This is a genomic window from Pseudomonas sp. BB438 (assembly GCF_057180225.1).
In genome coordinates this window covers 6,114,752-6,140,803 of sequence record NZ_CM170001.1, presented here as the reverse complement: position 1 = coordinate 6,140,803, position 26,052 = coordinate 6,114,752, and the positions used below count along the sequence as shown (strand labels likewise).

At 64.8% G+C, this 26,052-nt stretch carries 18 protein-coding genes; 5 read left to right on the top strand and 13 right to left on the bottom strand.

Going from position 1 to position 26,052, the window contains the following annotated elements:
- Positions 1-142 precede the first annotated feature (142 nt).
- Positions 143-1,528, top strand: a complete 1,386-nt coding sequence (locus AC1ZV1_RS28230) for a DUF2868 domain-containing protein (protein ID WP_484294647.1) — start codon at positions 143-145, stop codon at positions 1,526-1,528.
- Positions 1,521-2,894 carry a GTPase/DUF3482 domain-containing protein gene (locus AC1ZV1_RS28225; protein WP_484294646.1) on the top strand — a complete coding sequence of 458 codons (1,374 nt, stop codon included), beginning with the start codon at positions 1,521-1,523 and terminating at the stop codon, positions 2,892-2,894. Before AC1ZV1_RS28230 ends, AC1ZV1_RS28225 begins: the two co-directional genes overlap by 8 nt.
- A 19-nt stretch (positions 2,895-2,913) precedes the next feature.
- Here the strand turns inward: AC1ZV1_RS28225 and AC1ZV1_RS28220 are convergent, their stop codons facing one another.
- Both AC1ZV1_RS28220 and AC1ZV1_RS28215 read right to left on the bottom strand, forming a co-directional pair.
- Positions 2,914-3,381: a metallophosphoesterase family protein gene (locus AC1ZV1_RS28220; protein WP_484294645.1), complete on the bottom strand. Its 468-nt coding sequence runs from the start codon at positions 3,379-3,381 to the stop codon at positions 2,914-2,916.
- A gap of 49 nt (positions 3,382-3,430) precedes the next feature.
- Positions 3,431-4,822, bottom strand: a complete 1,392-nt coding sequence (locus AC1ZV1_RS28215; RefSeq protein ID WP_484294644.1) for a nucleobase:cation symporter-2 family protein — start codon at positions 4,820-4,822, stop codon at positions 3,431-3,433.
- A 270-nt stretch (positions 4,823-5,092) separates the two neighbouring features.
- Here AC1ZV1_RS28215 and AC1ZV1_RS28210 point away from each other — a divergent pair, with 270 nt between their 5' ends.
- Entirely contained in the window at positions 5,093-5,530 is a 438-nt protein-coding gene (locus tag AC1ZV1_RS28210) for a pilin (RefSeq protein ID WP_484294643.1), read from the top strand.
- A gap of 63 nt (positions 5,531-5,593) precedes the next feature.
- On the opposite strand, the gene ilvD is transcribed toward AC1ZV1_RS28210, so the two are convergent.
- The gene (gene ilvD, locus AC1ZV1_RS28205) at positions 5,594-7,432 is read right to left on the bottom strand and encodes a dihydroxy-acid dehydratase (RefSeq protein WP_484294642.1); all 1,839 of its coding nucleotides are present in this window, start codon (positions 7,430-7,432) and stop codon (positions 5,594-5,596) included.
- Between the two features lie 374 nt (positions 7,433-7,806).
- Here ilvD and AC1ZV1_RS28200 point away from each other — a divergent pair, with 374 nt between their 5' ends.
- Positions 7,807-8,121: a hypothetical protein gene (locus tag AC1ZV1_RS28200; RefSeq protein WP_484294641.1), complete on the top strand. Its 315-nt coding sequence runs from the start codon at positions 7,807-7,809 to the stop codon at positions 8,119-8,121.
- A gap of 55 nt (positions 8,122-8,176) precedes the next feature.
- Here the strand turns inward: AC1ZV1_RS28200 and AC1ZV1_RS28195 are convergent, their stop codons facing one another.
- Entirely contained in the window at positions 8,177-9,373 is a 1,197-nt protein-coding gene (locus AC1ZV1_RS28195) for a class I SAM-dependent rRNA methyltransferase (protein ID WP_484294640.1), read from the bottom strand.
- 264 nt (positions 9,374-9,637) lie between these two features.
- On the opposite strand from AC1ZV1_RS28195, the gene AC1ZV1_RS28190 reads away from it, so the two are divergent.
- Positions 9,638-10,462 (top strand): HDOD domain-containing protein, encoded by an 825-nt coding sequence (locus AC1ZV1_RS28190; protein ID WP_484297658.1) that lies wholly within the window; start codon positions 9,638-9,640, stop codon positions 10,460-10,462.
- 106 nt (positions 10,463-10,568) lie between these two features.
- Here the strand turns inward: AC1ZV1_RS28190 and AC1ZV1_RS28185 are convergent, their stop codons facing one another.
- The 9 genes from AC1ZV1_RS28185 to AC1ZV1_RS28145 all read right to left on the bottom strand — a co-directional run bounded on the left by AC1ZV1_RS28185 (position 10,569) and on the right by AC1ZV1_RS28145 (position 26,044).
- Positions 10,569-12,467 carry a beta-ketoacyl synthase gene (locus AC1ZV1_RS28185; RefSeq protein ID WP_484294639.1) on the bottom strand — a complete coding sequence of 633 codons (1,899 nt, stop codon included), beginning with the start codon at positions 12,465-12,467 and terminating at the stop codon, positions 10,569-10,571.
- A 267-nt stretch (positions 12,468-12,734) separates the two neighbouring features.
- Complete coding sequence (gene arcC, locus AC1ZV1_RS28180; protein WP_484294638.1) at positions 12,735-13,667, bottom strand: carbamate kinase; 933 nt, start codon at positions 13,665-13,667, stop codon at positions 12,735-12,737.
- A gap of 72 nt (positions 13,668-13,739) precedes the next feature.
- Positions 13,740-14,750: an ornithine carbamoyltransferase gene (locus AC1ZV1_RS28175; RefSeq protein ID WP_484294637.1), complete on the bottom strand. Its 1,011-nt coding sequence runs from the start codon at positions 14,748-14,750 to the stop codon at positions 13,740-13,742.
- 141 nt (positions 14,751-14,891) lie between these two features.
- Positions 14,892-16,148 (bottom strand): arginine deiminase, encoded by a 1,257-nt coding sequence (gene arcA, locus AC1ZV1_RS28170; RefSeq protein WP_484294636.1) that lies wholly within the window; start codon positions 16,146-16,148, stop codon positions 14,892-14,894.
- Between the two features lie 16 nt (positions 16,149-16,164).
- Positions 16,165-17,613, bottom strand: a complete 1,449-nt coding sequence (gene arcD / locus AC1ZV1_RS28165; protein ID WP_484294635.1) for an arginine-ornithine antiporter — start codon at positions 17,611-17,613, stop codon at positions 16,165-16,167.
- Positions 17,614-18,199: 586 nt separating this feature from the next.
- Positions 18,200-19,594: a two-component system response regulator DctD gene (dctD, locus tag AC1ZV1_RS28160; protein ID WP_484294634.1), complete on the bottom strand. Its 1,395-nt coding sequence runs from the start codon at positions 19,592-19,594 to the stop codon at positions 18,200-18,202.
- The gene (locus AC1ZV1_RS28155) at positions 19,591-21,402 is read right to left on the bottom strand and encodes a sensor histidine kinase (RefSeq protein WP_484294633.1); all 1,812 of its coding nucleotides are present in this window, start codon (positions 21,400-21,402) and stop codon (positions 19,591-19,593) included. Before AC1ZV1_RS28155 ends, dctD begins: the two co-directional genes overlap by 4 nt.
- Positions 21,403-21,438: 36 nt before the next feature.
- On the bottom strand, positions 21,439-22,041 hold the full coding sequence (cysC, locus tag AC1ZV1_RS28150; RefSeq protein ID WP_484294632.1) for an adenylyl-sulfate kinase: 603 nt from the start codon (positions 22,039-22,041) through the stop codon (positions 21,439-21,441).
- Positions 22,042-22,069: 28 nt separating this feature from the next.
- Entirely contained in the window at positions 22,070-26,044 is a 3,975-nt protein-coding gene (locus tag AC1ZV1_RS28145) for a rhamnan synthesis F family protein (RefSeq protein ID WP_484294631.1), read from the bottom strand.
- Between the last annotated feature and the right edge of the window lie 8 nt (positions 26,045-26,052).

The window sequence follows — 26,052 nt, the reverse complement described above, 5'->3', positions numbered from 1 at the left end:
TTTTTCCGAGTGTGAGGCTGGGCGGGCACGCCGAGAGCCCCCCCTTGGTTTGGTTGACGCCACCGGGTGTTACCGGCGGTGCCGGGACGCGGCGGCGAGCAGCGGTTATCCTTGGTGCCGAGTACCGACTGTCGGAGACCCCGTGAGCGAAACCCCCGCTTCCGCCCTCGAATCCCTGTGGCTGTGCGAGGCCGTGCGCCTGCGCGAGGAACAGGTCGGCCCCCTGGAAGACAGCGAAGCCAACCGGCGCGCCATCGTCAGCGGCGGCGATCTCGCCCGGCGCCTGCAACGCCGCGCGCTACTGCTCGCCGAGCGTGACGGCCAGCGCGCCGCCCTGCGCACCTGGGTGCAGGGCTCGCGCCTGGCGCTCTACCTGCTGCTGGCGCTGGCAGTGTTCAGCGGCGGCGGCCTGGCCTTCGCCGCCCTCGGCGATGGCGTGCGCCCGGTCAACGTGTTCTGGGCCCTCGCCAGCCTGCTCGGCCTGCACCTGATCACCCTGACGGGCTGGGGCCTGACCTTCTTCGCTGGCGGCGAGGCCGCCGGTGCGCTTGGCCGCCTGTGGTTGTGGCTGAGCGGCAAGTTCGCCCGTGACGCCCACGCTGCGCAATTGGCGCCCGCGCTGCTGGTGCTGCTGGACCGCCAGAAACTCACACGCTGGGCACTCGGCCTGCTGGTCCATGGCCTCTGGCTCGTTGCCCTGACCAGCGCGCTGGGCGTGATGCTGGCGCTGCTGGCGACGCGGCGCTACGGCTTCGTCTGGGAGACCACCATCCTCGGCGGCGACACCTTCATCGCCCTGACCCACGGCCTTGGCGCGTTGCCGTCGCTGCTCGGCTTCCCCCAGCCGGACTCGGAGCTGGTGCGCGCCAGCGGCGATGCCCTGGTGGCCAGCGAGAATGCGCGCCACGCCTGGGCCGGCTGGCTGGTGGGCATCCTGCTGGTGTATGGCGTGCTGCTGCGCGGCGCGCTCTGGCTGCTCTGCCTGTGGCGCTGGACGCGCGGGCGTGCGCAGTTGGCGCTGGATGTCTCGCTGCCCGGCTACGCCCTGCTGCGCGAGCGCCTGATGCCGGCCAGCGAGCGCCTGGGCGTCAGCGATGCCGCGCCCGATGAACTGATCGAGCCGCAGGCGCAGGCCCCGGCGACCACTGCCGACGGTGCCGTGCTGGTGTCCATCGAACTGCTCGACCGGCCCAACTGGCCGCCGAAACTGGCGCAAGGTATCGCCAATGCCGGCGACCTCGACGACGGCGCCCAGCGCCGCCGCCTGCTGGAACAACTCACCCGCTACCCGCCGGCGCGCCTGGTGATCGCCTGCGACCCGCGTCGCTCGCCGGATCGTGGCACCCTGGCGCTGATCGCCGAGCTCTCGCGCTGTGCCGCCGCTACCCGCGTCTGGCTGCTGCAGGCGCCGGCCGGCGAAGCGCTGGACGCCGAGCGCCTGGGCGACTGGCACGCGGGTATCGAGCGCCTGCAATTGCCGCACACCTCGGCATCGCCCCTGGGCTGGTTGGAGACCGGGCATGACTGATGCGCTGAAATTCGCCGTGGTTGGCCACACCAACGTCGGCAAGACCTCCTTGCTGCGCACCCTGACCCGCGATGTGGGTTTCGGTGAAGTGTCCCATCGCCCCAGCACTACGCGGCATGTGGAAGGCGCGCGGCTGTCGGTGGACGGCGAGCCGCTGCTGGAGTTGTATGACACGCCCGGCCTGGAGGATGCCATTGCCCTGCGCGACTTTCTCGATGGGCTGGAGCGCCCGGGTGAGCGCCTGGACGGCCCGGAGAAGCTGCGGCGCTTCCTCGACGGCAGCGAAGCCCGTGGCCGCTTCGAGCAGGAAGCCAAGGTGCTGCGCCAGTTGCTGGCTTCCGACGCCGGCCTCTACGTGATCGACGCGCGCGAACCGGTGCTGGCCAAGTACCGTGACGAACTGGCCGTGCTCGCCGCCTGCGCGCGGCCGTTGTTGCCGGTACTCAACTTCGTCGCCAGCCCGCAGCACCGCGAAGAGCAGTGGCGCGAGGCGCTGTCCCGTCTCGGCCTGCACGCGCTGGTGCGTTTCGACAGCGTGGCGCCGCCGCTGGATGGCGAGCGCCGTCTCTACGAAAGCCTGGCGCTGCTGCTGGAGCGTGCGCGCCCGCAGCTGGACCGCCTGGTCGCCGATCACGAAGCTCAGGCCATCGCCCGCCGCGAAGCCGGGGCACGACTGATTGCCGAACTGCTGGTGGACGTCGCCGCCTGCCGCCAGTTGGTGCCCGCTGGCGACAGTGCCGTTCGAGCGGCCACCGAGACGCTGCGCAACCAGGTGCGCAAGCGCGAAGACACCTGCGTAAAGGCGCTGCTCAGCCTCTATGCGTTCCGCAAGGACGACGCCCGTGCTGCCGACCTGCCGCTGTTGGATGGCCGCTGGGGCGATGACCTGTTCAACCCGGAGACCCTGCGGCAACTGGGCATTCGCCTGGGCGGCGGTGTCGCGGCCGGCGCAGCGGCGGGGGCGGGGATCGACCTGCTGGTCGGTGGCCTGACCCTGGGCGCGGCCACCGCGCTGGGCGCCATCGCCGGTGGAGCCTGGCAGACCGTCGGCCACTACGGCCAGCGCCTGTTGGGCAAGCTCAAGGGCAGCCGCGAGCTGTCGGTGGACGACAGCGTGCTGCGCTTGCTGGCGCTGCGCCAACGGCAGCTGCTGGCGGCGCTGCAGACCCGCGGGCACGCGGCCGTCGAGGTGATCCAGGTGCAGTCGCCCGAAGACAAGCAGTGGCGCGAAGGCAAGTTGCCCGAGGCGCTACGCAAGGCGCGGGCGCACCCGGAGTGGTCGAGCCTCAATGGCAAGCGGCGCGGCGAAAAGACCGAGCGGCAGGAAGCGGTGGCGCAGTTGGCGATCCAGTTGCTCGAACCGTAGGCACCGGCGACGGGGGCGCTCAGACGAGCGAAACCATCTCCACCCGTGGTCGCCCGTCGATGATCTCCATAATCGCCAGCGCAATCGGCAACTTGAACCGCCGCGGCCCGGCGCTGCCCGGATTCAGGTAGAGCACCCCGTCGCGCACCTCGTGCAGCGGCTTGTGCGAATGCCCGGTCAGCACGACGTCGATACCTTCGGCGACGGGATCGATGGCCAACTGCTTGAGGTCGTGGATCAGGTAGAGCCGCAGCCCGCCCAGTTCCAGCAGCAGTGTTTCCGGCAGCGCAGCGGCCCAGTCGTCGGTGTCGTTGTTGCCGCGCACAACGTCCAGCGGCGCCAGTTCGCGTAGCAGATCGAGCAGTGAGGCGGGGCCGATGTCGCCCAGGTGCAGGATGCGCTGGCAGCCTTGCAGCGCCGCCAGCGCCTCGGGGCGCAGCAGGCCATGGGTGTCGGCGATGACGCCGATGCGCAGGGAAGTGTTCATGCCAGGGAGCATAAACGACGACGCCACCCGGAGGTGGCGTCGTGACGGATCAGCCGTTGTGCGAGGCCTTGGCGACGTCGGACTCGGGCAGGAACCAGTTCAGCAGCAGGGCGCAGATGCCGCCGGTGGCCACGCCGGACTCCAGCACGTTGCGGATCGCGTGGGGCATGTGTGCGAGGAACTCCGGCACCTGGGAAATGCCCAGGCCCAGCGCCAGGCTGACGGCGATGATCAGCAGCGCGCGGCGGTCCAGGTGGGTGCCGGCGAGAATATTGATGCCCGAGGCGGCGACCGCGCCGAACATCACCATCACTGCCCCACCGAGCACCGGCTCGGGCACGGCCTGGATCACCCCGGCGACGCTGGGGAACAGGCCCAGCACGATGAGCATCGCGGCGATCCACAGGCCGACGTGGCGGCTGGCGACGCCGGTCAGCTGGATCACGCCGTTGTTCTGCGCGAACACAGAGCTCGGGAAGGTGTTGAACAGGCCGGCCAGCAGCGAGTTCGCGCCGTTCACCAGTACGCCGCCCTTGATCCGTTGCATCCACAGCGGGCCTTCGACCGGCTGCTGGGAAATCTTGCTGGTGGCGGTGACGTCACCGATGGCTTCCAGCGAGGTCACCAGGTAGATCACCAGCATCGGGATGAACAGGCTCCAGGAGAAGCCCAGGCCGAAGTGCAGCGGCACCGGCACCTGGAAGGCCGGCGCTTCGTGCATGCCGGTGAAGTCCAGGCGGCCCAGGTAGCCGGCCAGTGCGTAGCCCACGGCCAGGGCGATGACGATGGCGCCGCTGCGCATCCACACCACCGGGATGCGGTTGAGGATGACGATGATCGCCAGCACCAGGCCCGACAGCATCAGGTTCTCGCCGTTGGCGAAGGTGCCGTTGGCCATGGCCGAGAAGCCGCCGCCCATGCTGATCAGGCCGACCTTGATCAGGGTGAGGCCGATCATCAGCACCACGATGCCGGTGACCAGCGGGGTGATCAGGCGCTTCACGAACGGCAGGATGCGCGACACGCCCATCTCCACGAAGGAACCGGCCATGACCACGCCGAAGATGGCCGCCATCACCGCTTCCACCGGGGTGCCGTTCTTCACCATCAGCGCACCGCCAGCGATCAGCGGGCCGACGAAGTTGAAGCTGGTGCCCTGGACGATCAGCAGGCCTGCGCCGAATGGCCCGAAGCGCTTGCACTGGACGAAGGTGGCGATGCCGGAGATCACCAGCGACATCGACACGATCAGGTTGGTGTCGCGCGGCGACACGCCCAGCGCCTGACAGATCAGCAGGCCGGGGGTGACGATGGGCACGATGATCGCCAGCAGATGCTGCAGCGCAGCCAGCAGGGCGATGGGCAGAGCGGGGCGGTCTTCCAGGCCGTAGACCAGATCGGGCTGGTCCTTGGCGGCGGACGGATTCTCGAGGGAGCTCATGGGCGGCGGTCCGGGAAAAAAGAGCGCGATTTTACTGGCCTGTGGCGGGATCGCACAGTGCCATGAGGCAAGTCGGGATGAATGGGGAAGCCCAAGTTCCTACGACACTTCTGTACGGCGGCACCCCGGAGGCTTTCGGTCTGGGAAAAAACGGCCGAATTTTCAACAGGATGCGCGGATGCGTCTGAATGTGCGCGCCCGCTGGCGCGGCTTCACTGGGAGGCATCCGGGGCCATTCGGGCTTCCGGCTCTATCCAGAGGGATACGAAGATGGGCAAACAACAAGGCTTCACCCTGATCGAGTTGATGATCGTCGTGGCAATCATCGGGATTCTGGCTTCGGTGTCGTTGCCGATGTATTCGGACTACTCCTCGCGCTCGAAGGCGGCAGCGGCGATGGCAGAGATATCCAGCGTCAAGACGGCAGTCAGCCTGTGCATTGCGGAGATTGGGATGACGAGTGGGTGTGACGCCGGTGCTTACGGGATTCCCGCGGATTTCGATGAGACCAACAACATCAAGGGCGGCTATTCGGTGAAGGACGGCCTCATCAAGGTTACGACCAAGGCAACTGACAGCAACGGCATTGAGCTCGATCTGGAAATGCAGCCCAAGGATGGCGCCAAGGCGAATCTGATCTGGGAAGTGTCGGGCACCATCTGTGATGTGGAGCGCGGTATAAAACCGGGGACTGGGGGGTGCGCCTGACTCTGATGCGGTTTGAATAAAAAAGCCCGGCATTCGCCGGGCTTTTTCATGGTTCTACCAGACTCAGCCGTCCAGCAGCGCCTTGTTGCGCACCGCACCCTTGTCGGCGCTGGTGGCCAGCAGGGCGTAGGCCTTCAGCGCGGTGCTCACCTTGCGCGCGCGGGGTTGAGCCGGCTTCCAGCCCTTCTTGTCCTGCTCGGCGCGGCGGGTGGCCAGTTCTTCATCGCTGACCAGCAGGTTGATGCTGCGGTTGGGGATATCGATCAGTACCTTGTCGCCGTCCTGCACCAGGCCGATGGCGCCGCCAGCGGCGGCTTCCGGCGAGGCGTGGCCGATGGACAGGCCCGAGGTGCCGCCGGAGAAGCGGCCGTCGGTGAGCAGGGCGCAGGCCTTGCCCAGTCCCTTGGATTTCAGGTAGCTGGTCGGGTACAGCATTTCCTGCATGCCCGGGCCGCCTTTCGGGCCTTCGTAGCGGATGATCACGATATCGCCCGGCTTCACTTCGTCGGCGAGGATGCCCTTCACGGCGCCGTCCTGGCTTTCGAAGATCTTCGCGCGGCCTTCGAACACGTGGATGGATTCGTCCACGCCAGCGGTCTTCACCACGCAGCCGTCGAGGGCGATGTTGCCGTACAGCACGGCCAGACCACCTTCCTGGGAGTAGGCGTGCTCGACGCTGCGGATGCAGCCTTCGGCGCGGTCAGCGTCAAGGGTGTCCCAGCGGGTGCTCTGGCTGAACGCCACTTGCGTGGGGATGCCGGCGGGGCCTGCCTTGAAGAAGGTGTGGACCTTCTCGTCCTGGGTCTGGGTGATGTCCCACTCGGCGATGGCGTCGGCCATGCTCGGGCTGTGCACGGTCGGCACGTCGGTGTGCAGCAGGCCGCCACGGGCCAGCTCGCCGAGGATGGAAAAGATGCCACCGGCGCGGTGCACGTCTTCCATGTGGTACTTCTGGATGTTCGGTGCAACCTTGCACAGCTGCGGCACCTTGCGCGACAGGCGATCGATGTCGCGCAGGTCGAAGGCGATCTCCGCCTCCTGGGCGGCGGCCAGCAGGTGCAGGATGGTGTTGGTCGAACCGCCCATGGCGATGTCCAGGGTCATGGCGTTCTCGAACGCCTTGAAGCTGGCGACATTGCGCGGCAGCACGGACTCGTCGCCTTCGCCGTAGTAGCGCTGGCACAGCTCGACGGCCAGGCGGCCGGCGCGCAGGAACAGCTGCTCGCGGTCGGCGTGGGTGGCCAGGGTCGAACCGTTACCCGGCAGGGACAGGCCCAGGGCTTCGGTCAGGCAGTTCATCGAGTTGGCGGTGAACATGCCGGAGCAGGAACCGCAGGTCGGGCAGGCGCTGCGCTCGTACTCGGCGACTTTCTCGTCGGAGCAGGAGTCGTCAGCGGCAACGACCATGGCGTCGACCAGGTCCAGGCCGTGGCTGGCCAGCTTGGTCTTGCCGGCTTCCATCGGGCCACCGGAAACGAACACCACCGGGATGTTCAGGCGCAGGGCGGCCATCAGCATGCCGGGGGTGATCTTGTCGCAGTTGGAGATGCAGACGATGGCGTCGGCGCAGTGGGCGTTGACCATGTACTCCACGGAGTCGGCGATGATCTCGCGCGACGGCAGGGAATAGAGCATGCCGTCGTGGCCCATGGCGATGCCGTCGTCCACGGCGATGGTGTTGAATTCCTTGGCGACGCCGCCGTGTTTCTCGATCTCGCGGGCGACCAGCTGGCCCAGGTCCTTCAGGTGCACGTGGCCGGGCACGAACTGGGTGAAGGAGTTGGCGATGGCGATGATCGGCTTCTTGAAGTCTTCGTCCTTCATCCCGGTGGCGCGCCACAGGGCGCGGGCGCCGGCCATATTGCGGCCGTGGGTGGAGGTTTTCGAGCGGTAATCGGGCATGACGGTATCCTGCGCATCAGGTCGCGGTGGGAGTCGATCCGGGTCTTCTGTGCGGCGGCGTACAGCGGGTAGCGCTGGCCGGCGAGACCTTGAGCAAACTCTAAGTCGTATCGTGAGCGCGGTACGCACCGGATGCAAACAGCAGATGGCCTTGCATGGGCGAGGTCGGCGCGGGGCGCGGCGGGGTCACCGCCTGCTCGGCCGGGGCTCACAGGCCCGCCGGGGGATAAATGGCAGGAATGCCCGGATTCTACGCCGGCCCTTGCTGCCAGGGAAAGGCTGGTGGTCGGTACAGGTCATAGACTTTCGCCGCCCAGGCGTGGTCAGAATGGCCTCAGTCGCTTTTCGGTCCCGTTCGTTGAAGGAGCAACTCCATGAAAGTCACTCGCATCGTCCTGCTCGCCGCACTCTTCGCCGGTAGCGCGCAGGCCTCGTCCGATGAGGCCTGGCAGGCGCAGGACAAGCTGCAGCGCGAGACCTGCCTGGCGCTGAGCCACCTGCAGAACAAGAAAGTGCTGGGCTCGCCGGTGCTGTTCGATGACAGCGTGGGCTACACGGCGCTGATGATCGGGGGTACCTATGCTCAGAAGCATATGAAGGGCAAACCGGGTCGGGAGCTTTGCCTGTTCGAGCGCAAGACCGGGAATGCGGCGCTCAGCGAGGCGGATTCGCTGATGCCGATGAAATGAAAAACGGGGCGCTTCCCGTCCGAAGGCGCCCCGATGTCTAACGCTGTCTGGCGTTTCAGCCGTTGGGCAGCAGGCGGACGGTCAGGCTCTTGATGTAGCGGGTTTCCGGGATTGCCAGGTGAACCGGGTGGTCCGGGCCCTGGCCACCGCGTTCGAGCAGCTGGATGTTGCGGTCCAGGTGGCGGGCGCTGCCCAGCAGGATGTTCTGCAGGTCGTCCTCGGGCAGGTGCATGGAGCAGGAGGCGCTGACCAGGATGCCGTCCTTGGACAGCAGGCGCATGGCCTGTTCGTTGAGGCGACGGTAGGCGGCCTCGCCGTTCTTCAGATCCTTCTTGCGCTTGATGAAGGCCGGCGGGTCGGCAACGATCACGTCGAAGCGCTCGTCGGAAGCCTTCAGCTCGCGCAGGGCTTCGAACACATCACCTTCGACACAGGCGACCTTCTCGGCCACGCCGTTCAGGGCGGCGTTGCGCTCCACGCCGTCGAGGGCGAAGCCGGAGGCGTCCACGCACATCACGTCGCTGGCACCGAAGGCCGCGGCCTGGATGCCCCAGCCGCCGATGTAGCTGAACAGGTCGAGCACGCGCTTGCCCTGCACGAAGGGCTGCAGGCGGGCGCGGTTCATGCGGTGGTCATAGAACCAGCCGGTCTTCTGGCCGGCCAGCACCGGGGCTTCGAACTTCACCCCGTTCTCTTCCAGGGCGACCCATTCCGGGACTTCGCCGTAGGCGTTGGCGACGTAGCGCTCCAAGCCTTCGGCGTCACGGGCGCTGGAGTCGTTCTTCCACAGCACGGCGGCGGGCTTGAGTACCTGGAGCAGGGCGGCGAGCACGTCGTCGCGGTGCTTCTCCATGGTCGCCGAGGCGAGCTGGACCACCAGCACGTCGCCGAAACGGTCCACGACCAGGCCTGGCAGCAGGTCGGAATCGCCGTAGACCAGGCGGTAGAAGGGTTTGTCGAACAGGCGGTCGCGCAGGCTAAGAGCCACGTTCAGGCGGTGAACCAGCAGCGACTTGTCGAGAACGTGCTTGGTATCGCGGGAAATCAGGCGGGCGCAGATGAGGTTGTTCGGGCTCATCGCGACAATGCCCAGCGGCTTGCCGTTGGCCATTTCGAGGATGGCCTGCTCGCCGGCGCCGAATCCGTTCAGCGGGGTGGCGGCGACGTCCACCTCGTTGCTGTAGACCCACAGGTGGCCGGCGCGCAGGCGGCGCTCGGCGTTGGCTTTCAGACGCAGGCTGGGCAGGGTCATGGGGAAGGGCTCCGGCAAAAGAGCGGGATTATAGCGCAGCGACGTGCGCCGCCGGAGCAGGGCGCGTGCGCTTTTGGTCGCCTCGGGGAGAGCTCGAGCGCCATAAAGGTTCCGCGGGCGCTGCCGATGAAGGATCCATCGAAAGATGCAGTTCCAGACGCCTCGGCTCTAGGTAAACTGTGCACCCCGTCAACTTTCCCAGCGCGCCCCATGTCCCAAGAACTTTCCGCCGAACAGATCCGTCAGGCCCTGCAGGGCATCAGCGTGCCGCCGCAGCCGCAGATCATGGTTGACCTGCAGATGGAGCAGTTCATGCCCAACCCGGACCTGAAGGCGATCGCCAAGCTGATCAGCCAGGACCCGGGCTTGTCCGGCGCGCTGCTGAAGCTGGTGAATTCGCCGTTCTTCGGCCTGGCCAACCGCATCACCTCGATCCAGCGTGCGGTGAACCTGCTCGGCAGTCGCTCGGTGATCAACCTGATCAACGCCCAGTCGATCAAGGGGGAGATGAGCGACGCCACCATCGTCACCCTCAACCGTTTCTGGGACACCGCGCAGGACGTGGCCATGAGCTGCCTGACCCTGGCCAAGCGCATCGGCTACGAGTCAGTGGACGAGGCCTACGCGCTGGGCCTGTTCCACAACTGCGGTATCCCGCTGATGCTCAAGCGCTTCCCGCACTACATGTCGGTGCTGGAGGAGGCCTACGCCAGCGCGAGCGACGAACGCCGCGTGGTGGACACCGAGAACCGCGTGCTGAATACCAACCATGCAGTGGTCGGCTACTTCACCGCGCGCTCCTGGCGTTTGCCCGAGCACGTCTGCGAGGCCATTGCGAACCATCACAACGCGCTGTCGATCTTCAGTGACGACAACTCCCGCGATACCCAGCTGAAGAACCTGCTGGCGATCCTGAAGATGGCCGAGCACATCTGCGGTTCCTACCGCGTGCTGGGCAACCAGGACGAAGACCACGAGTGGGAGAGCGTGCGTGCGGTGGTGCTGGATTACGTCGGGCTGACCGAGTACGACTTCGAGAACCTGAAGAGCAGCATTCTCGAGCTGGGCGTGGGGCAGGGGACCTACTGACCGCCGCGTTGGCTCTTCGCAGGAGCGAGCGTGCCAGGCACGCAGTGAATGGTTGGAGCGGAAAAAAGCCGGGCAGATGCCCGGCTTTTTCATCCAGCGTCGATGATCAGTCGATCATGTCGCTGAAGCGAGCGTCCTTCTTGTAGGCAATGGTCTGGCTGAAGCCGGGAACCTGGATGCCCTGGTCGCTGATCTCGATGGCCTGCTCGTCGATCATGTCGTTGCCGAAGTTGTAGATGATGTCGAAGCGGCCCTGGGTGGCGGCTTCGTCATACTGCCGGGCAGCCGCGCGGGTGGTTTCGCGGCGGGCCTGGTAGTCGGCGAAGGCGGCGTCGCCATGACGCTTGCGCAGCATCTTCTCGGTGATGGCCGGGGACAACAGCACGCCGGTGGCGTTGTTGCCGCCGAAACCCTTGGAGTTGATGAAGCAAACTTCGAGGTCGTCGCGGCGCACATCGCTGTTGGACAGCGCAATGTGGTCCTTGAAGACGTCGTCGGCGAACGTGTCCACGGTCTTGATGCCAGGGATGACGCCGTAGCGGAAGGTGCCGAGGGCGGAGATCAACTGGTCGGCGCTGGCGGTGGCCAGCGAGTGGCCGACGAAGGCCTTCACGGCGGCGATTGGCCAGCCGTCGATGCCAAAGGCGGTGGCGACGCGGTCGAGGATTTCCGATTCGGTGACGCGGTTGGCCGGGGTGCTGGAGCCGTGCGCGTGGACGAAGCTGTGCTGGCGCACGCTCTTCTCGCCGACGATCTGCGCGGCGGCGGCCACGGCCTTGGCCATGGTCAGGTAGTTGCCCGGACCGGGTGCGGAGATGGATTTCTTGAAGCCGTCGGCGTTGATGAACACGTCCGGTACCGAGCCGTGGATATCGGCGCCCAGCTCCAGGGCCAGGGCGTCGTCCATCAGCACCACGTACTGTGCGGACTCGGCCAGGGAGAAGCCGCAGTTGTCGCCGAACGGACGGCTGGCGCGGCGGAAATCGACGTCGTCACGACCTTCGATGTGACGCAGTCCTTCTTCGGTGGCCAGCGCGCCCATGGCGGCATAGCCCTCGATGATTTCCGAGGTGATGGGTGCTTCGGCGTTGCCGACAATCGCCACGCGGGCCTGGCCGGTGGTGATGACGTCGATGCCTTTCTGCAGGTTGTACAGGAAGGTGGCACAGGCGCCGGTGACGCTGCCGGTCATGCCGACGCTGCCCAGCACGTAGGCGTTGATGAAGTCGGTGGGCATGCTGTTGAAGCCTAGCGGCAACTGCTTGGCCGACACGCGGTGGCCGCGCAGGCGCGATTGCAGCAGACCGCCGAAGCCGTTCTCGTCCAACTGGCTCATGATGCTGCTGGAGAACACGGCGATTTCGTCAGGCTGTACGGCGTTGCAGATGGTCTGCCAGTCGAGACCGGTGGAACGCACCGCGTCGGTCGCCGCGACCACGGACATCTGCAGGCCGCGCGGGTGGAAGCGCGAGTTGTACAACTCGCTCGGCTCGAAGCCGGTGGGCAGTTGGCCGGCGGATTTGACCGGCAGTGCGCGGTAGCTGTCGACCTTGAACTCGCAGCTGTCATGCAGGGTGACGCGGACTTCGCCGCCTTCAAGCTCTTCCACCGACCAGTTGGCCGGAAGCGGCTCGGGCAGTTGCTTGCGCAGGGTGGTGAAGGTCACCGGGCTGCCGGCGGCGCTGATGGTCAGGCTCTTGTGGCAGTGCGCGGCGTCGACGTCGAGGTACTGCAGCTCGATGCGGCGAATCAGGGTGGACTGGCGAATCTGCTGCTCGAAGCGCTGCTCGATGGCCGCCAGATCGAGGCTGTTGCCGTCGGCGTCCTGGTACCGGCCTTCAACGACCTTGACCAGTTTCATCATCACCGCGAGGCCGGCGAGGGTTTCCTGGCGGGCGGTGGGCTCCATGGATTCGAGGACGGTACGGCGGAACCCATGGTGGAAGGAACTGCGGCCAGCCGCGTTATATCCACCAAAACCAACGATGACCGGTAGTCGAGACATCTCTCGGAAACTCCTTCAGCAAGTGCGTCTTGCGCGCCGGACGAGGTCTGCCCATGCAGGGGCGGCCCGGTGGCACAAAGCCAGGCGGTGGCTTCTAGTGATTCGGAATGCTTTAGCTGACGAGGATGATGACCGCCGAGTCACGCTCGCGCCAGGATTTGTCGGAAGAAGGCGACGAGTTTCCGGGCAGATCGTGCAGGGGCTCTGAACGAAAACGGGAGCCCTGAAGGGCTCCCGTTTCGATATTGCCTCTGCTGAGAACAGGGCTCAGCGGTACTCGATGCCAGCTTTTTTGGTGCTGACACGGGTGCCGGACTTGCCCTGGGTGATGGCGACGATGTTTTCCAAGGAGCCGATCACCGCGTCCTTGCCGGTGTTGCGGGCGAACTCCATGGCAGCCTGGACTTTCGGGCCCATGGAGCCGGCGGCGAAGCCAAGGCGTTCCAGTTCGTCCGGATGGGCCTGGGCGATGGCCTTCTGGGTCGGTTTGCCCCAGTCGATGTAGGCCGCGTCCACGTCCGTGGCGATGATCAGGATGTCGGCCGACAGTTCCTGGGCCAGCAGGGAGGAGCAGAGATCCTTGTCGATCACCGCTTCGACGCCGGAGAGTTTCTTGCCCGATTCGTCGTACATGGTCGGGATACCGCCGCCGCCCGCGCAGATGACGATGGTGCCTTTCTCCAGCAGCCACTTGACCGGGCGGATCTCGAAGATGCGCTTCGGACGCGGGCTGGCCACGACGCGGCGGAACTTGTCACCGTCCGGGGCGATGCTCCAGCCTTTCTCCTTGGCGAGGGCTTCTGCCTCTTCCTTGGAGTAGACCGGGCCGATGGGCTTGGTGGGGTTCTTGAAGGCTGGGTCCTTGGAATCGACCTCGACCTGGGTCAGCAGGGTGGCGAACGGTACTTCGAACGGCAGCAGGTTACCCATCTCCTGTTCGATCATGTAGCCGATCATGCCTTCGGTCTCGGCGCCGAGAACGTCCAGCGGATAGGGGCTGACCTTCTCGTAGGCCGCGCCCTGCAGGGCCAGCAGGCCGACCTGCGGGCCGTTGCCGTGGGCGATCACCAGCTCGTTGCCCGGGGCAACCTTGGCAATCTGTTCGGCAGCGATCCGTACGTTGGTGCGCTGGTTGTCGGCAGTCATGGGCTCGCCACGACGCAGCAGGGCATTGCCGCCCAATGCGACGACGATACGCATATTCATTTCCTCCGAAAGAGTGGAAACGCGCCCGGGACCAGCGCTTGAGCGCGGCCCCGGGGCGGCCCGGCATTACATGTCGGCGAGGGTCGAAACGAGGATTGCCTTGATGGTGTGCATGCGGTTTTCCGCTTGCTCGAAGGCAATGTTGTACGGGGATTCGAAGACGTCTTCGGTCACTTCGATGCCGTTCTTCAGGTTCGGGTACTTGGCGGCGATTTCCTTGCCGACCTTGGTCTCGCTGTTGTGGAAGGCGGGCAGGCAGTGCATGAACTTCACGCGCGGGTTGCCGGCGGCCTTCATCATTTCCATGTTGACCTGGTAGGGCAGCAGCTCGTTGATGCGTTCGCCCCAGGCTTCCACCGGCTCACCCATGGAAACCCAGACGTCGGTGTGGATAAAGTCCACGCCCTTGACGGCTTCTTTCGGGTCTTCGGTGATGGTGAGGCGGGCACCGCTTTCTTCGGCGAATTTCTTGCAGGCAGCGACATGTTCGTCGGTCGGCCACAGCTCCTTCGGTGCGGCGATACGTACGTCCATGCCCAGCTTGGCACCGATCAGCAACAGGGAGTTACCCATGTTGTTGCGGGCGTCGCCCAGGTAGGCGTAGCTGATCTCGTGCAGGGGCTTGTCGCTGTGTTCGCGCATGGTCAGCACGTCGGCCAGCATCTGGGTCGGGTGGTACTCGTCGGTGAGGCCGTTGAATACCGGGACGCCGGCGTACTTGGCCAGCTCTTCGACGATCTCCTGCTTGAAACCACGGTACTCGATGGCGTCGTACATGCGGCCCAGTACGCGGGCGGTGTCCTTCATCGATTCCTTATGGCCGATCTGCGAGGAGTTCGGATCGATGTAGGTGACGTTGGCGCCCTGGTCGTAGGCGGCGACTTCGAAGGCGCAGCGGGTGCGGGTCGAGGTCTTTTCGAAGATCAGCGCAATGTTGTTGCCTTTCAGGTGTTGCTGCTCGGTACCGGTGTACTTGGCGCGTTTCAGGTCGCGGGACAGGTCGAGCAGATAGCGCAACTCGCGGGTGCTGTGGTGCATCAGGCTGAGCAGGTTGCGGTTGTGCATATTGAAAGCCATGTTCGTTCTCCTTGTGGGATGGAAAGCTAGGCCTCGTCAGTACAGCTCGTGGCTGGCGGGGCAGGCGGCCCCGGCTAGGGCCGCCTTTTTCAGATCAATGCGCTCTGTTGGAGGTAGTCGCGTTCGTGGCGTGACCGCGGATCAATAATCGATCGGGTCGCGGATGATCGGGCAGGTCATGCAGTGACCGCCGCCACGGCCCCGGCCCAGTTCGCCGGCGCTGATGGTGATGACTTCCACACCGGCCTTGCGCAGCAGGGTGTTGGTGTAGGTGTTGCGGTCATAACCAACGACCACGCCCGGTTCCAGGCAGACCACGTTGTTGCCGTCGTCCCACTGCTCGCGTTCGGCGGCGAAGCTGTTGCCGCCGGTCTCGACGACGCGCAGTTTCTTCAGGTTCAGGGCTTCGCCGACGACGGTGATGAAGTCCTTCTCCTCGCGATGGATGTTGATGCCGTAGGGGCTCTTCTCGTCCGGACGCAGGGTGAAGGGAACGATCTCTTTCACCACTTCCGGGAAGACAGTCACCAAGTCGCGGTCGCAGAAGCTGAACACGGTGTCCAGGTGCATTGCAGCGCGGGATTTCGGCAGGCCCGCGACGATGACTTTCTCCACCGCACCTTTGGCGAACAGGTTCTGGGCAACCTGGCCGATGGCCTGGCGGGAAGTACGCTCACCCATGCCGATCAGTACGACGCCATTGCCGATGGGCATTACGTCGCCACCTTCGAGGGTGGAGGAGCCGTGGTCCTTGTCCGGGTCGCCGTACCAGATTTCGAATTCGGCGTTGGTGAATTCCGGGTGGAACTTGTAGATCGCAGTGGTCAGCAGGGTTTCCTGACGTCGCGCCGGCCAGTACATCGGGTTCAGGGTCACGCCACCGTAGATCCAGCAAGTGGTGTCACGGGTGAACTGGGTGTTGGGCAGCGGCGGCAGCAGGAAGCTGGAGTGGCCCAGGTAGTCGCGGAACATTTTCAGCGGCTTGGAACCTTCGCTTTCCGGGATATCGTCAGCGGTCACGCCACCAATCAGGAACTCGGCCAGCTTGCGCGGCTCCAGGCTTTCGAGCCAGCCACGCAGTTCTTCGGTCAGGCCCACGCCTACGCTGTCGGCGGTGAGCTTGCGGTCGAGTATCCACTTGAGGGCTTCGGGGTTCTGGACGGTCTCGGTCAGCAGGTTGTGCATTTCCAGGACGTCGATGCCGCGCTCGCGCATCTTGGTGACGAAGTCGAAGTGGTCACGCTTCGCCTGGTTCACCCAGATAACGTCGTCGAACAGCAACTCGTCGCAGTTGCTCGGGGTCAGGCGTTGGTGGGCGAGTCCGGGCGAGCAGACCATCACTTTGCGTAGTTTGCCAGCTTCAGAGTGGACGCCAAGTTTGGTTTTTTCCGTGCTCATGAGATGTCTCCAGGAGTTACAGAGTGAGGAAGCCGTCGTAGAGGCCGTACGCCGCTATCAGGGCGCCGATGACAACGCCAGCGAAGATCAGCTTCTCGATGTTGGTGAAGATGGGTTGGCCCACTTCACGTTTCGCCTTTGCGAAGAGGATTACCCCCGGCGCGTACAGCAGCGCCGACAACAGCAGGTACTTCAGGCCGCCGGCGTAGATCAGCCAGATGGCATAGATAACCGAGATACCGGCGATGATCAGGTCCTTGCTGCGCTCGCCCGCATCGTTCTCGTAGGTCTCGCCCTTGACCGCCAGCAGCAGGCCGTAGGCGGCGGACCAGAAGTACGGGATCAGGATCATCGAGGTCGCCAGCAGCAGCATCTTGGTGTACGGGTCCATGCCATCCGGATCACCCGAGGTGAAGAAGACGACGACCAGGAAGACCTGTACGCAGATGTTGGTCAGCCAGAGCGCGTTGGCCGGCACCTGGTTGGCGTTCTCCTTGCGGAGGAACTCCGGCATGGTGTGGTCCTTGGCGGCGGCGAACATGATCTCGGCGCACAGCAGGACCCAGGACAGCAGGGCACCCAGCAGGGAGATCAGCAGGCCGACGCTGATAAGCACTGCACCCCAGTGACCGACCACGTGCTCCAGCACCAGCGCCATCGACGGGTTCTGCAGCTTGGCCAGTTCGGGTTGGGTCATCACGCCCATGGACAGAACGTTCACCAGCACCAGCAGCAGCAGGACGGTGATGAAGCCGATCACGGTGGCCTTACCGACGTCCGAGCGTTTTTCCGCACGGGACGAGAAGATGCTCGCGCCCTCGATACCGATAAACACCCACACGGTGACCAGCATCATGTTGCGCACCTGGTTCATCACGCTGCCCAGATCAGGGTTGCTCTTGCCCCAGATGTCAGCGGTGAAGATGTCCAGCTTGAAGGCGAACAGGCAGATCAGGATGAACAGGAACAGCGGGACGATCTTCGCCACCGTGGTGATGGTGTTGATGAACGCTGCTTCCTTGATCCCGCGCAGTACCAGGAAATGCAGGGCCCAGAGCAGGACCGACGCGCAGACGATTGCCGCGACGGTGTCGCCCTTGCCGAAGATCGGGAAGAAGTAACCCAGGGTGCTGAACAGCAGGAGGAAGTAACCGACGTTGCCGAGCCAGGCGCTGATCCAGTAACCCCAGGCCGAGGAGAAGCCCATGTAGTCACCGAAGCCAGCCTTCGCGTAGGCGTACACACCGCCGTCGAGTTGGGGCTTGCGGTTGGCCAGGGTCTGGAAGACAAATGCCAGGGTCAGCATACCGACTGCGGTGATGCCCCAACCGATGAGAATGGCGCCGACATCCGCACTGGCCGCCATGTTTTGTGGCAGGGAGAAAATGCCCCCGCCGATCATGGATCCTACGACCAGCGCTGTCAGCGCGCCGAGTCGTAGTTTTTGGCTGCTTTCTTGCGACATTTAAGAATCTCCCTATAGGAAGTTGGAGAGTGAGGCTATTAGGCGCCTGTCCCCGGGGGACGCCCCTGATTCAGGTCAATAGCTTGCTATCCAATGTATTGGGCAGTACTTCCTGCTCTGCCCGCCCCGCATAAACCATAGGAGAGGTTTTGCATTAGCGCCCGATTTAGAGGGGATTTCGTGAAGATTTGAGCGCGGTTTCATGACCGCAGAATGGCAGTCGAATGGGCAGAGCCAAGCGGGGCGCGCGGTTGCGCCTGATTCTCAGGTAGGAGCAGGCGCGGTATCGCTATGTAGGAAAGTCCTGAACGATGACGTAGTAGGAGGGAATTGGCCGGGGCAGGATCACTGCACCCGGCGATGCGCCCTGCGAGTCGAAGGCGCGAGATGGCAAGTTAGCCGAAGGACACCGCCGGGTTTGTGGCCCGGCGGGCGCGGCGTGGCGCGCACGCCGCGAGATGGGATGCACAAGGCAATCGCACCTGTGTCGCAGAGCAAGGTGTGTGCCAGGGCGGAAGACTACGTCAGGGCGCTCTGCCGCGCAGTTCACCCTTCGTAGCAGTCGAGATCATCGGCGGATTTTTGCTCAAACGTCGCGGTCGTCGGCGGAATTTCCGCCACTGCCGGCAAACAGCAGCCCATGCTTGCGCAACTTGTCGTGCAGCGTCTTGCGAGGAAGGCCCAGCGCTTCGGCAAGGCTGCGCAGCGAGTTGTGCGATCGGCTCATCTCGGCAGCGATCAATGAGCGCTCGAAGGATTCCACCTGCTCATTCAGCCCGGCCCCGGGGGCTGCTGTCGTGGCGTGGCCGTGACGGTCGTCCAGGCCCAGGTCCAGGCCCAGCGCGTAGCGCTCCGCGGCGTTCTGCAACTCGCGCACGTTGCCTGGCCAGCCATGGGCCAGCAGTTGCGCACGCTGCGCGGAATCCAGTGGGCGGGCCGTCAGGCCGTGGCGTTCGGCGCCGCGTTCGGCGAAGTGCTGGAACAGCAGCAGGATGTCGTCGCCGCGCTCGCGCAGCGGAGGGATGCGCAGGCTGGCAACGTTGAGGCGGTAATAGAGGTCGGCGCGGAAGCGGCCTTCATCCGAGGCCAGGCGCAGGTCTTCCTTGGTGGCGGCGATGATGCGGATATCCAGCGGGATGAGCTGGTTGGAGCCCAGGCGCTCGACGGTGCGCTCCTGCAGCAGGCGCAGCAGCTTTACTTGCACGTCCAGGCTCATGCTCTCGATCTCGTCGAGGAACAGGGTGCCACCGTTGGCGAATTCGAACTTGCCGATACGGCGCTTCTGCGCGCCGGTGAAGGCGCCTTGTTCGTGGCCGAACAGTTCGCTCTCGACCACCGATTCGGCCAGCGCACCGGCGTTGATGGCCACAAAGGGACCGTTGCGACGGCTCGACAGGTCATGCAGGGCGCGGGCGACCACTTCCTTGCCCGAGCCGGTTTCCCCCAGGACCAGCACGTCGGCCTGGATCGCCGCGAGCGAGGCGACCTGCTGCTGCAGGCGTTGCATCGGTGCGGACTGGCCGACCAGCCGGCCACGCACCTCCTTCTGCTCGGTCAGGGCCAGGCGCAGGCTGCGGTTCTCCAGCACCAGCCGGCGCACGTCCAGCGCGCGGCGCACGCTGTCCAGCAGCGCATCGCTGGGAAAGGGCTTTTCGAGAAAGTCATAGGCGCCCGAGCGCATGGCCTTGACCGCGAGTGGCACGTCGCCATGGCCGGTGACCAGGATGACCGGCAGCTCGGAGTCCTGCGCGTGCAGTTGATCCAGCAACTGCAGACCGTCGATGCCGGGCATGCGGATGTCGCTGACGATCACGCCTGGCCAGTCACGCGCCTGTTGCGGATCGATCTGCCGAGCATCGCCCAGCGCGACGACTTTGAATCCGGCCAGGTCGAGTGTCTGGCAGAGCGCCTGGCGCAGGTGCGCATCGTCATCGATCAGCAGGACCTGCGTAGTGGCGTCGAAAGGCTCGGCCGAGCTCATGCGCGGGTTTCCTCTTGCGGTGTCAGGGTTACGCCGGGAATCCCCGGCAGCAGGTGCAATTGTACGAGAGCACCGCCCTCGGGGTGATTGCCCAATTCGAGGTGGCCGCCCAGCGTGCGTAGAAGGGTGTCGCAGATCGCGAGGCCCAGGCCCAGGCCTTTCGCGCTGGTCTTGGTGGTGAAGAAGGGTTCACGGGCATGGGTCAGGGCTTCTTCGGAGAAGCCGGGGCCGTTGTCGCGCAGGGACAGGATAATGCGCTCTGGCGTTTGCTCGGCGGTCAGCCAGATGCGCCTGGGCAGGCCTTTCTCGGTCAGGGCGTCGAGGGCGTTGGAGATCAGATTGGACAGGATCTGCCGCAGCCGCGTCTCACCAGCCTGCACCCAGATAGCCGCATCCGGAAGGTCGCGCAGCAGTTCCACGTTCATTGCCTGGCGCCGTTGTGCCACCAGGGCCAGGACATCGTTGATCGCCGGTTGCAGCGCAACGTTTTCCGGTGCTCGCCTGGCGCCGCGCGCGTAGGCCTTGAGGTGGCCGATGATTGAAGCCATGCGGCCGGTCAGTTCACCGATTTGTTCGAGGTTGCCGCGGGCGTCGCTGTAGCGCTCGTGGTCGAGCAGCACACGGGCGTTGTCGGCATAGCTGCGGATCGCTGCCAGGGGTTGATTGAGCTCGTGGCTGATGCTCGCGGACATGGTGCCCAGGGCAGTGAGCTTGCCGGCCTGCACCACTTCATCCTGGGCGTGCATCAGCTCGCGCTGTGCCTGCTCGCGGTTGCTGACTTCCTCTTGCAGGCGGGTGTTTGCGCCTTCCAGTTCCTGGGTGCGCTCCTGCACGCGCAGCTCCAGCTCATGCTTGGCCTGGGCTTCGAGGGCGATGCGTTCCAGGTAATGGCGGCGGCTGATGGTCAGCAGGGACAGCAGCAGAAGGAGCGCCACGAGGGTCGCTGCGCCGATCAATACGACACTGCGTACGGGGGCATCGACCTGGGTACGGGGGGTATAGATGCTGACTGTCCAGCCGGTCTCTGGAAGGAGACGGCTCTGGCTGATCCATCGGCGCTGGTCGATCTTCAGTGGTGCGGGGTGCAGCACCGGGTAGGGAATATTCTCGGCGATCTCGCGTTGCTTGGCGGGTGAGAGTTCCTTGGCGGTATGGAATCGCCACGCGTTACTGGAGGACAGGATGACGACGCCGTTGGAATCCATCACCAGCAGCTGCTCCGGCGTATTGCCCCAGAGCTGCTCCATGTGTTCGAGGTCGACCTTTACCACCAGCACGCCCAGCAGCTTGCCGCCGTCGCGGACATCACTGGCGAAGTAATAGCCCCGGCGCTTGGACGTGGTACCCAGACCGAAGAAGCGCCCTTGCCGGCCTTGCGTCGCTTCCTTGTAATAGGGGCGGAAGGCGAAGTTGCGACCGACGAAACTGTCTGGCTGGTCCCAGTTGGAGGCGGCGTGGGTCATGCCATCCGCCTGGATCAGGTAGATGACGTCCGCCCCGGTGCGTCCGCGGATGCGTTGCAGTTCAAGGTTGGCGGCGTTCTGTGCGGCGAGGTTCTCGGGCGCCTGCAGCGCGGCGCGTAGGGTTGGCAGCTCGCCGAGGATTGGCGGCAAGTCCTCGTAGCGGCGAAGGGTGCCGAGCAGGTTGGCGACGTAGAGGTCGAGGGTCTGCTGATTCTGCTCGGCGAGTTGCTCGCTGTAGTAGCGTTGGGCGACGTAGTGCAACGGCCAGAGCAGCGGAGCGAGCAGCAGCGCCAGCAGAGCCAGCGATTGCCAGCGGGTCAGATGTGGGTTCAAGGCGGCGTACATCGCATGCGGTTGTTTCCGCCGCCGATGCTACACCGATCAGCTCACGATGGGCTGCAGTTGCAGTAGTTTCATCAGCCGGGCGACGCTCTCCTCCAGACTCAGGCGATCGGTGTCGATCCGCTCGAAGGGGGCCAGCGGCGCTTCGTAGGGCGAGCCGATACCGGTGAAGTCAGGTAGCTTGCCGGCCCGTGCCTTCTTGTAGAGCCCTTTGGGGTCGCGCTCTTCACATACACTCAGGTCGGTGCTCAGGTGGATCTCGCGGAAGCGCTCCTCGCCGATGATCTGGCGCGCCTGCTCGCGGTCCCGGCGGAAGGGCGAGATGAACGAGGTGATGACGATCAGCCCGGCATCGTTCATCAGGTTGGCCACTTCGGCTACGCGGCGGATGTTCTCGGTGCGGTCCTCGTGGCTGAAGCCCAGGTCCTTGCACAGGCCGTGGCGGACGTTGTCGCCGTCGAGCACCACGGCGGAGTAGCCCAGTTCGTGCAGGGTGTACTCCAGGGCGAAGGCCAGGGTCGACTTGCCCGAGCCGCTGAGCCCGGTGAGCCATAGGGTCGCTGGCTGCTGGCGCATGCGGGTGGCACGTTCGTCGCTGCTCAGGCGGCCAGTGTGCCAGCGGATATTTTCATTGGTGCTCATGTTCTGTATGGGTTCCTTTCTGGCTCGCTCAACTGACCAGTCCGCGGCCGCAATAGTGGTCGTCCAGCACCAGTTGCTTGAGCAGCTTACGCTCCTCGTCGTCGGGGCTGACGCTGAAGGTCGACCAGATGTCCTTGGCCAGGTCGCGCGGCGGCAGGAAGTCCGCGTGCAGGGTCGCTCGGATGTCCAGTACGTCCCGCAGGTACGCCAGCGCTCCGCCCTGGATCTGCTGGCGGATATCCCGCGCGGCCAACTCTTCTTCGCCCAGCTCTTGGAACCGGGCAAGCAGGCTGCCATCGGCTTCCAACTGGTAATGGTTGACCTGGGCGTCGTCGGCGCTGAGCAGTTGCTCGAGCAGGAAGTTCTGGTCGAACAGGCAGCAGTTGCCACGGCTAGCACGGGATACGCGGTCGGAGAAGCATCCGTCGGCGAAGACTTCGTAGTGACCGGCGAAAGTATCGACCAGTTCGTCGGTGACCATGTAGTAGCCGTTGATCGGTCTTTCCAGCCAGGCGTTCAGGTGGCGCTGGATGGTGCCGGAATAGCCGACATCGACGACAGCCAGTTTGCCTTCGCCGGTCAGCCCGGATTCCTCCAGATAGCGTTGCAGTGCCGGGGCCTCGAGTTCGGCCTGGGCGATAATGCGGGGCATCAGATGGCGCAGTACCGGCTCGATCTGGCTGACGTCGTTGTTGCCGATATCGAGCAACCGCCGGACACTCCACAGGCCTCGTGCTTCCAGGTCGCGCAGCTCGGCGTCGTCGAGAACGACACCGAAGCGAGCGGCGAGCAGATTCTCCAGAGTACCGGCGAAGTAGTTGGGCCGGGCGAGGGTCAGAATGTCGTCGAAATCACCCAGGCGCGGAACGCTGACTGCCCGGCGCGACAGCACGAGGTAATGTGCTGACGCCGTGCCAGGCTCGCGTTCCTCCCACAGATCGAAGGCCGCCTTGAGCAGCTTGCCTTCGCGGGAGAGGAAGTAGAGGCGGTCGGTGCCATCGCGCTCGGCACGCTCGCGTAGCCAGGTCACGAAATGGGTGAGCAGCGGTCCGACCACGTTGTAGCCTAGCAGCTCGGCTGAGCCCTGGGAGAAGGCCGCTGGGCGGAAGGTGCCGAAGGCGATCTTGGCGAAGTTGCGGCGCAGCAGCAAACCCAGGGCCAGTTCGGCGCTGAGGTCGTCACGACCCCGGATGCTTTCCACCAGGCGGCTCCAGTGCGGCAGGCCGCGCGCGAGGTCTACCGGTTTGAGCACGTGCAGCAGGTCCAGGCCCATGTCGCCAGGTATCTGTACATCGGAGCGCTCGTTGTCGCCAATCATGAGCATCTGCTCCGGCAGCAACTGCTCCTGGCGCAGGGCCAGTTCGTAGAGCTGCCCGGTATCCTTGCGCACCCCGACTTCTCCGGAGATGTACAGCTTGTCCCACTGCAGGATGCCGGACTTCTGCAGCATGGCGGTGATCACCGGCTGTGGCAGGAACATGTCGCTGAGCAGCACGACGCGTTTGCCCAGGCGCTTGGCATAGCGCAGCAGTGCGATACTGTCGGCGCGCGGAGTGACACAGGCGAATTCGGTCTCCTCCTCGCGCTGGCGCAGGGCCAGGAGGGTACCTTTCTCGATGCCGGCCAGGCGGCCCAGTTCGTCGAAGATTTCCGCGGTGGTGATGTCGCGGCCGGCTTTCTCGCGGGCGCGAGCTTCGGCGATGGCTCGGTAGCGCAGGTACTTTTCCGCCGTGCCCTTGTCCACGCGCTGGGCGGTCAGGCGCTTGATCGATTCCGGGTCGAGCAGCGGACGCAGCAGCAGGGTGTCGAAGATGTCGAATGCGACTGTCTTGATGTTCGGGTTGGCTACCTGTCGTTGCAGGTCCTGTTCGCTGCGCGCCAAGTAGTTGTCGAAGCGCCAGGCCGACCAGGAGTTGGTGTGCTGGCAGCGCAGGATGGCGGGCGGCAGTCCCTGGCTCCGGCTGGTGAGTACCAGCAGGCGTTCCAGGCAATGGGCGAAGGTACCGTCGGTCTGGCCGGCCTCCTCGGCGAAGTCTTCCAGGGTGATACCGGCCTCGAACAGCGGTGCCAGTGCCTGCCGGGAGGCCCAGAACATGCTGCCGGCGGGGAAGTGGAAATAGCTCTCTGGAATGTCGGTGATGCCCAGGCGCTGGCACCATTGGTGGCCCATGGCGCGGTTGGCCAGCCAGGTGTTGGCCACGTAGTGGAGGCGTTCGAAATTCTGTGGATAGACGATGCCGGCCTGGCGCGACGACAACAACTTGAAGATCGCGCGGATCTGCCGCTCGCTGCCGGCCAGGCTCTGGCACAGGTACTCGCGCCAGCCATCGGTGGCACCGTTGTTGAATAGCGATTTCTTGCTGTGCAGGTGCAGCAGATAGTCGTACTGCTTTAGTGCTTCGCCAAACTGGCAGAACATGGGAGCGATGTCCCGGCCACGGTTGGGGACGATCTCGACCTGCAGGGAGCCCTGGTGGGGCAGGTTGGCGAACGTCGCTTTGCAGGCCCGCAGCCCCACCTCGTCCTTGACCGAAACGTACAGGTCGTAGGGGAACGGCATGTGGCTCAGGTAGCCGCGGAATTCCTCGGCCAGATCGCAGTAGTACATGTGCAGGTGGATGGCGATGCGGCCATCCAGCGCCTCGCACGGAGCGACCTGATAGATATCCGTCAGCTCGGTGGGCCAGTGTGCCGGCGGCTGCGCCTGCTGGTCGAGCTGGCGCTTCCAGCGCTCGTAATGGCCCAGGCCCTGGAACGCGAAGCCGAAGCGGCGGTAGGCAGTCAGCAGTAGCCTTTCGCGCTGCGCGGCCGGGATGCGCCAGTAGATCGAGCGCCCGATCTGATGCAGGTAGTTGCGCAGGCTGACCAGCGCTTCCCCGCGTCGGCCGCGGGCCATGCGCGAGGCGAAACGCACGGGCTTGGTCAGCGTCCAGGAAACCGAGCGCTGAATCTCGTCCAGCGAGCCGCGGGCGCTGGCCAGGAGCGATTCACTGTGTTCCAGGTTGGCGGTGAGGCGGGCAATATCATTCAGCCGCTGTTGCGCGTCTTCCAGCTCAAGATTCTGTTTGGCAATCACAAATTGCAGGCTGTCGATGGTGGCCCGCGATTCCTGGAGCGCCGCGAGGTGCAGGCAGTCCTGCTGGTGCAGGGCCTCCAGTGTGGGGCGTAAGGTTCGGCAATGCTCACTCAGCCGCTCGATCTGCAGCATGGCTTCGGGGCTGCCGAGGGCCAGTTCGTCGGCGGCCAGGCGATGCAGCAATTCGAAGCATTCGACGACTTCTTCAGGAGCACGCTCGACCAGCTCATTACCGTCACGGGAGAAGCGGCTGTGCTGCAGATCGGCGCTGAGGAACTTCTCGATGTACTCGCTGAGTTCCGATTGCGCAGGAGCCGGCAGGTTCAGCTGCGTGGCCAGTCGCCGTATCTGCTCGGCCGGCGCACTCATCAGGCGGTCATAGCTGAGTACGGTGGCCTGCTGGCCGCGGCTGTGCAGCAGCCCCTGCAGCATGTAGTCGAGCCAGAGGTAAAGCCCCTTGGCTTCGCTGAAACCGTCGCGTTTATGCAGCGAGCTGGCCACGCTCAGGGGGTGGCGCAGACTGAGGATGAAGGCCGGTTCGATACCGGCCAACTCGAAGACGCGCAGCCAGAAGGGCAGCAGCAGCGAGATGCGCGGGTCCTTCAGGCCGAATACCGGCGCTTGGGAAAAGAACTCGCGAAGGTAATCCAGCGCGCGCTTCTGCAGTGCGGAACCGTCGAAGCTGGCGAGCCTCTCCGCGCTCAATGGTTTGAGCGAGTGCCAGGTGTGTCCGAGCTCCTCGAGGACATCGGTGTTGATGTCGACGATTTCCTGATCTTCCCAGAAGCCGCGCTCATTATTGCTCTGCGCCGCCGGCATCAGGTTATCGCCCAACTCCACGCCCAGTGTCGTGAGCCCCCTGGCAATCGCACTGGTACCGCTGCGGTGCATGCCGAGAACGACTATGGCTCGTTGACGTTCTTGCACACTGAATC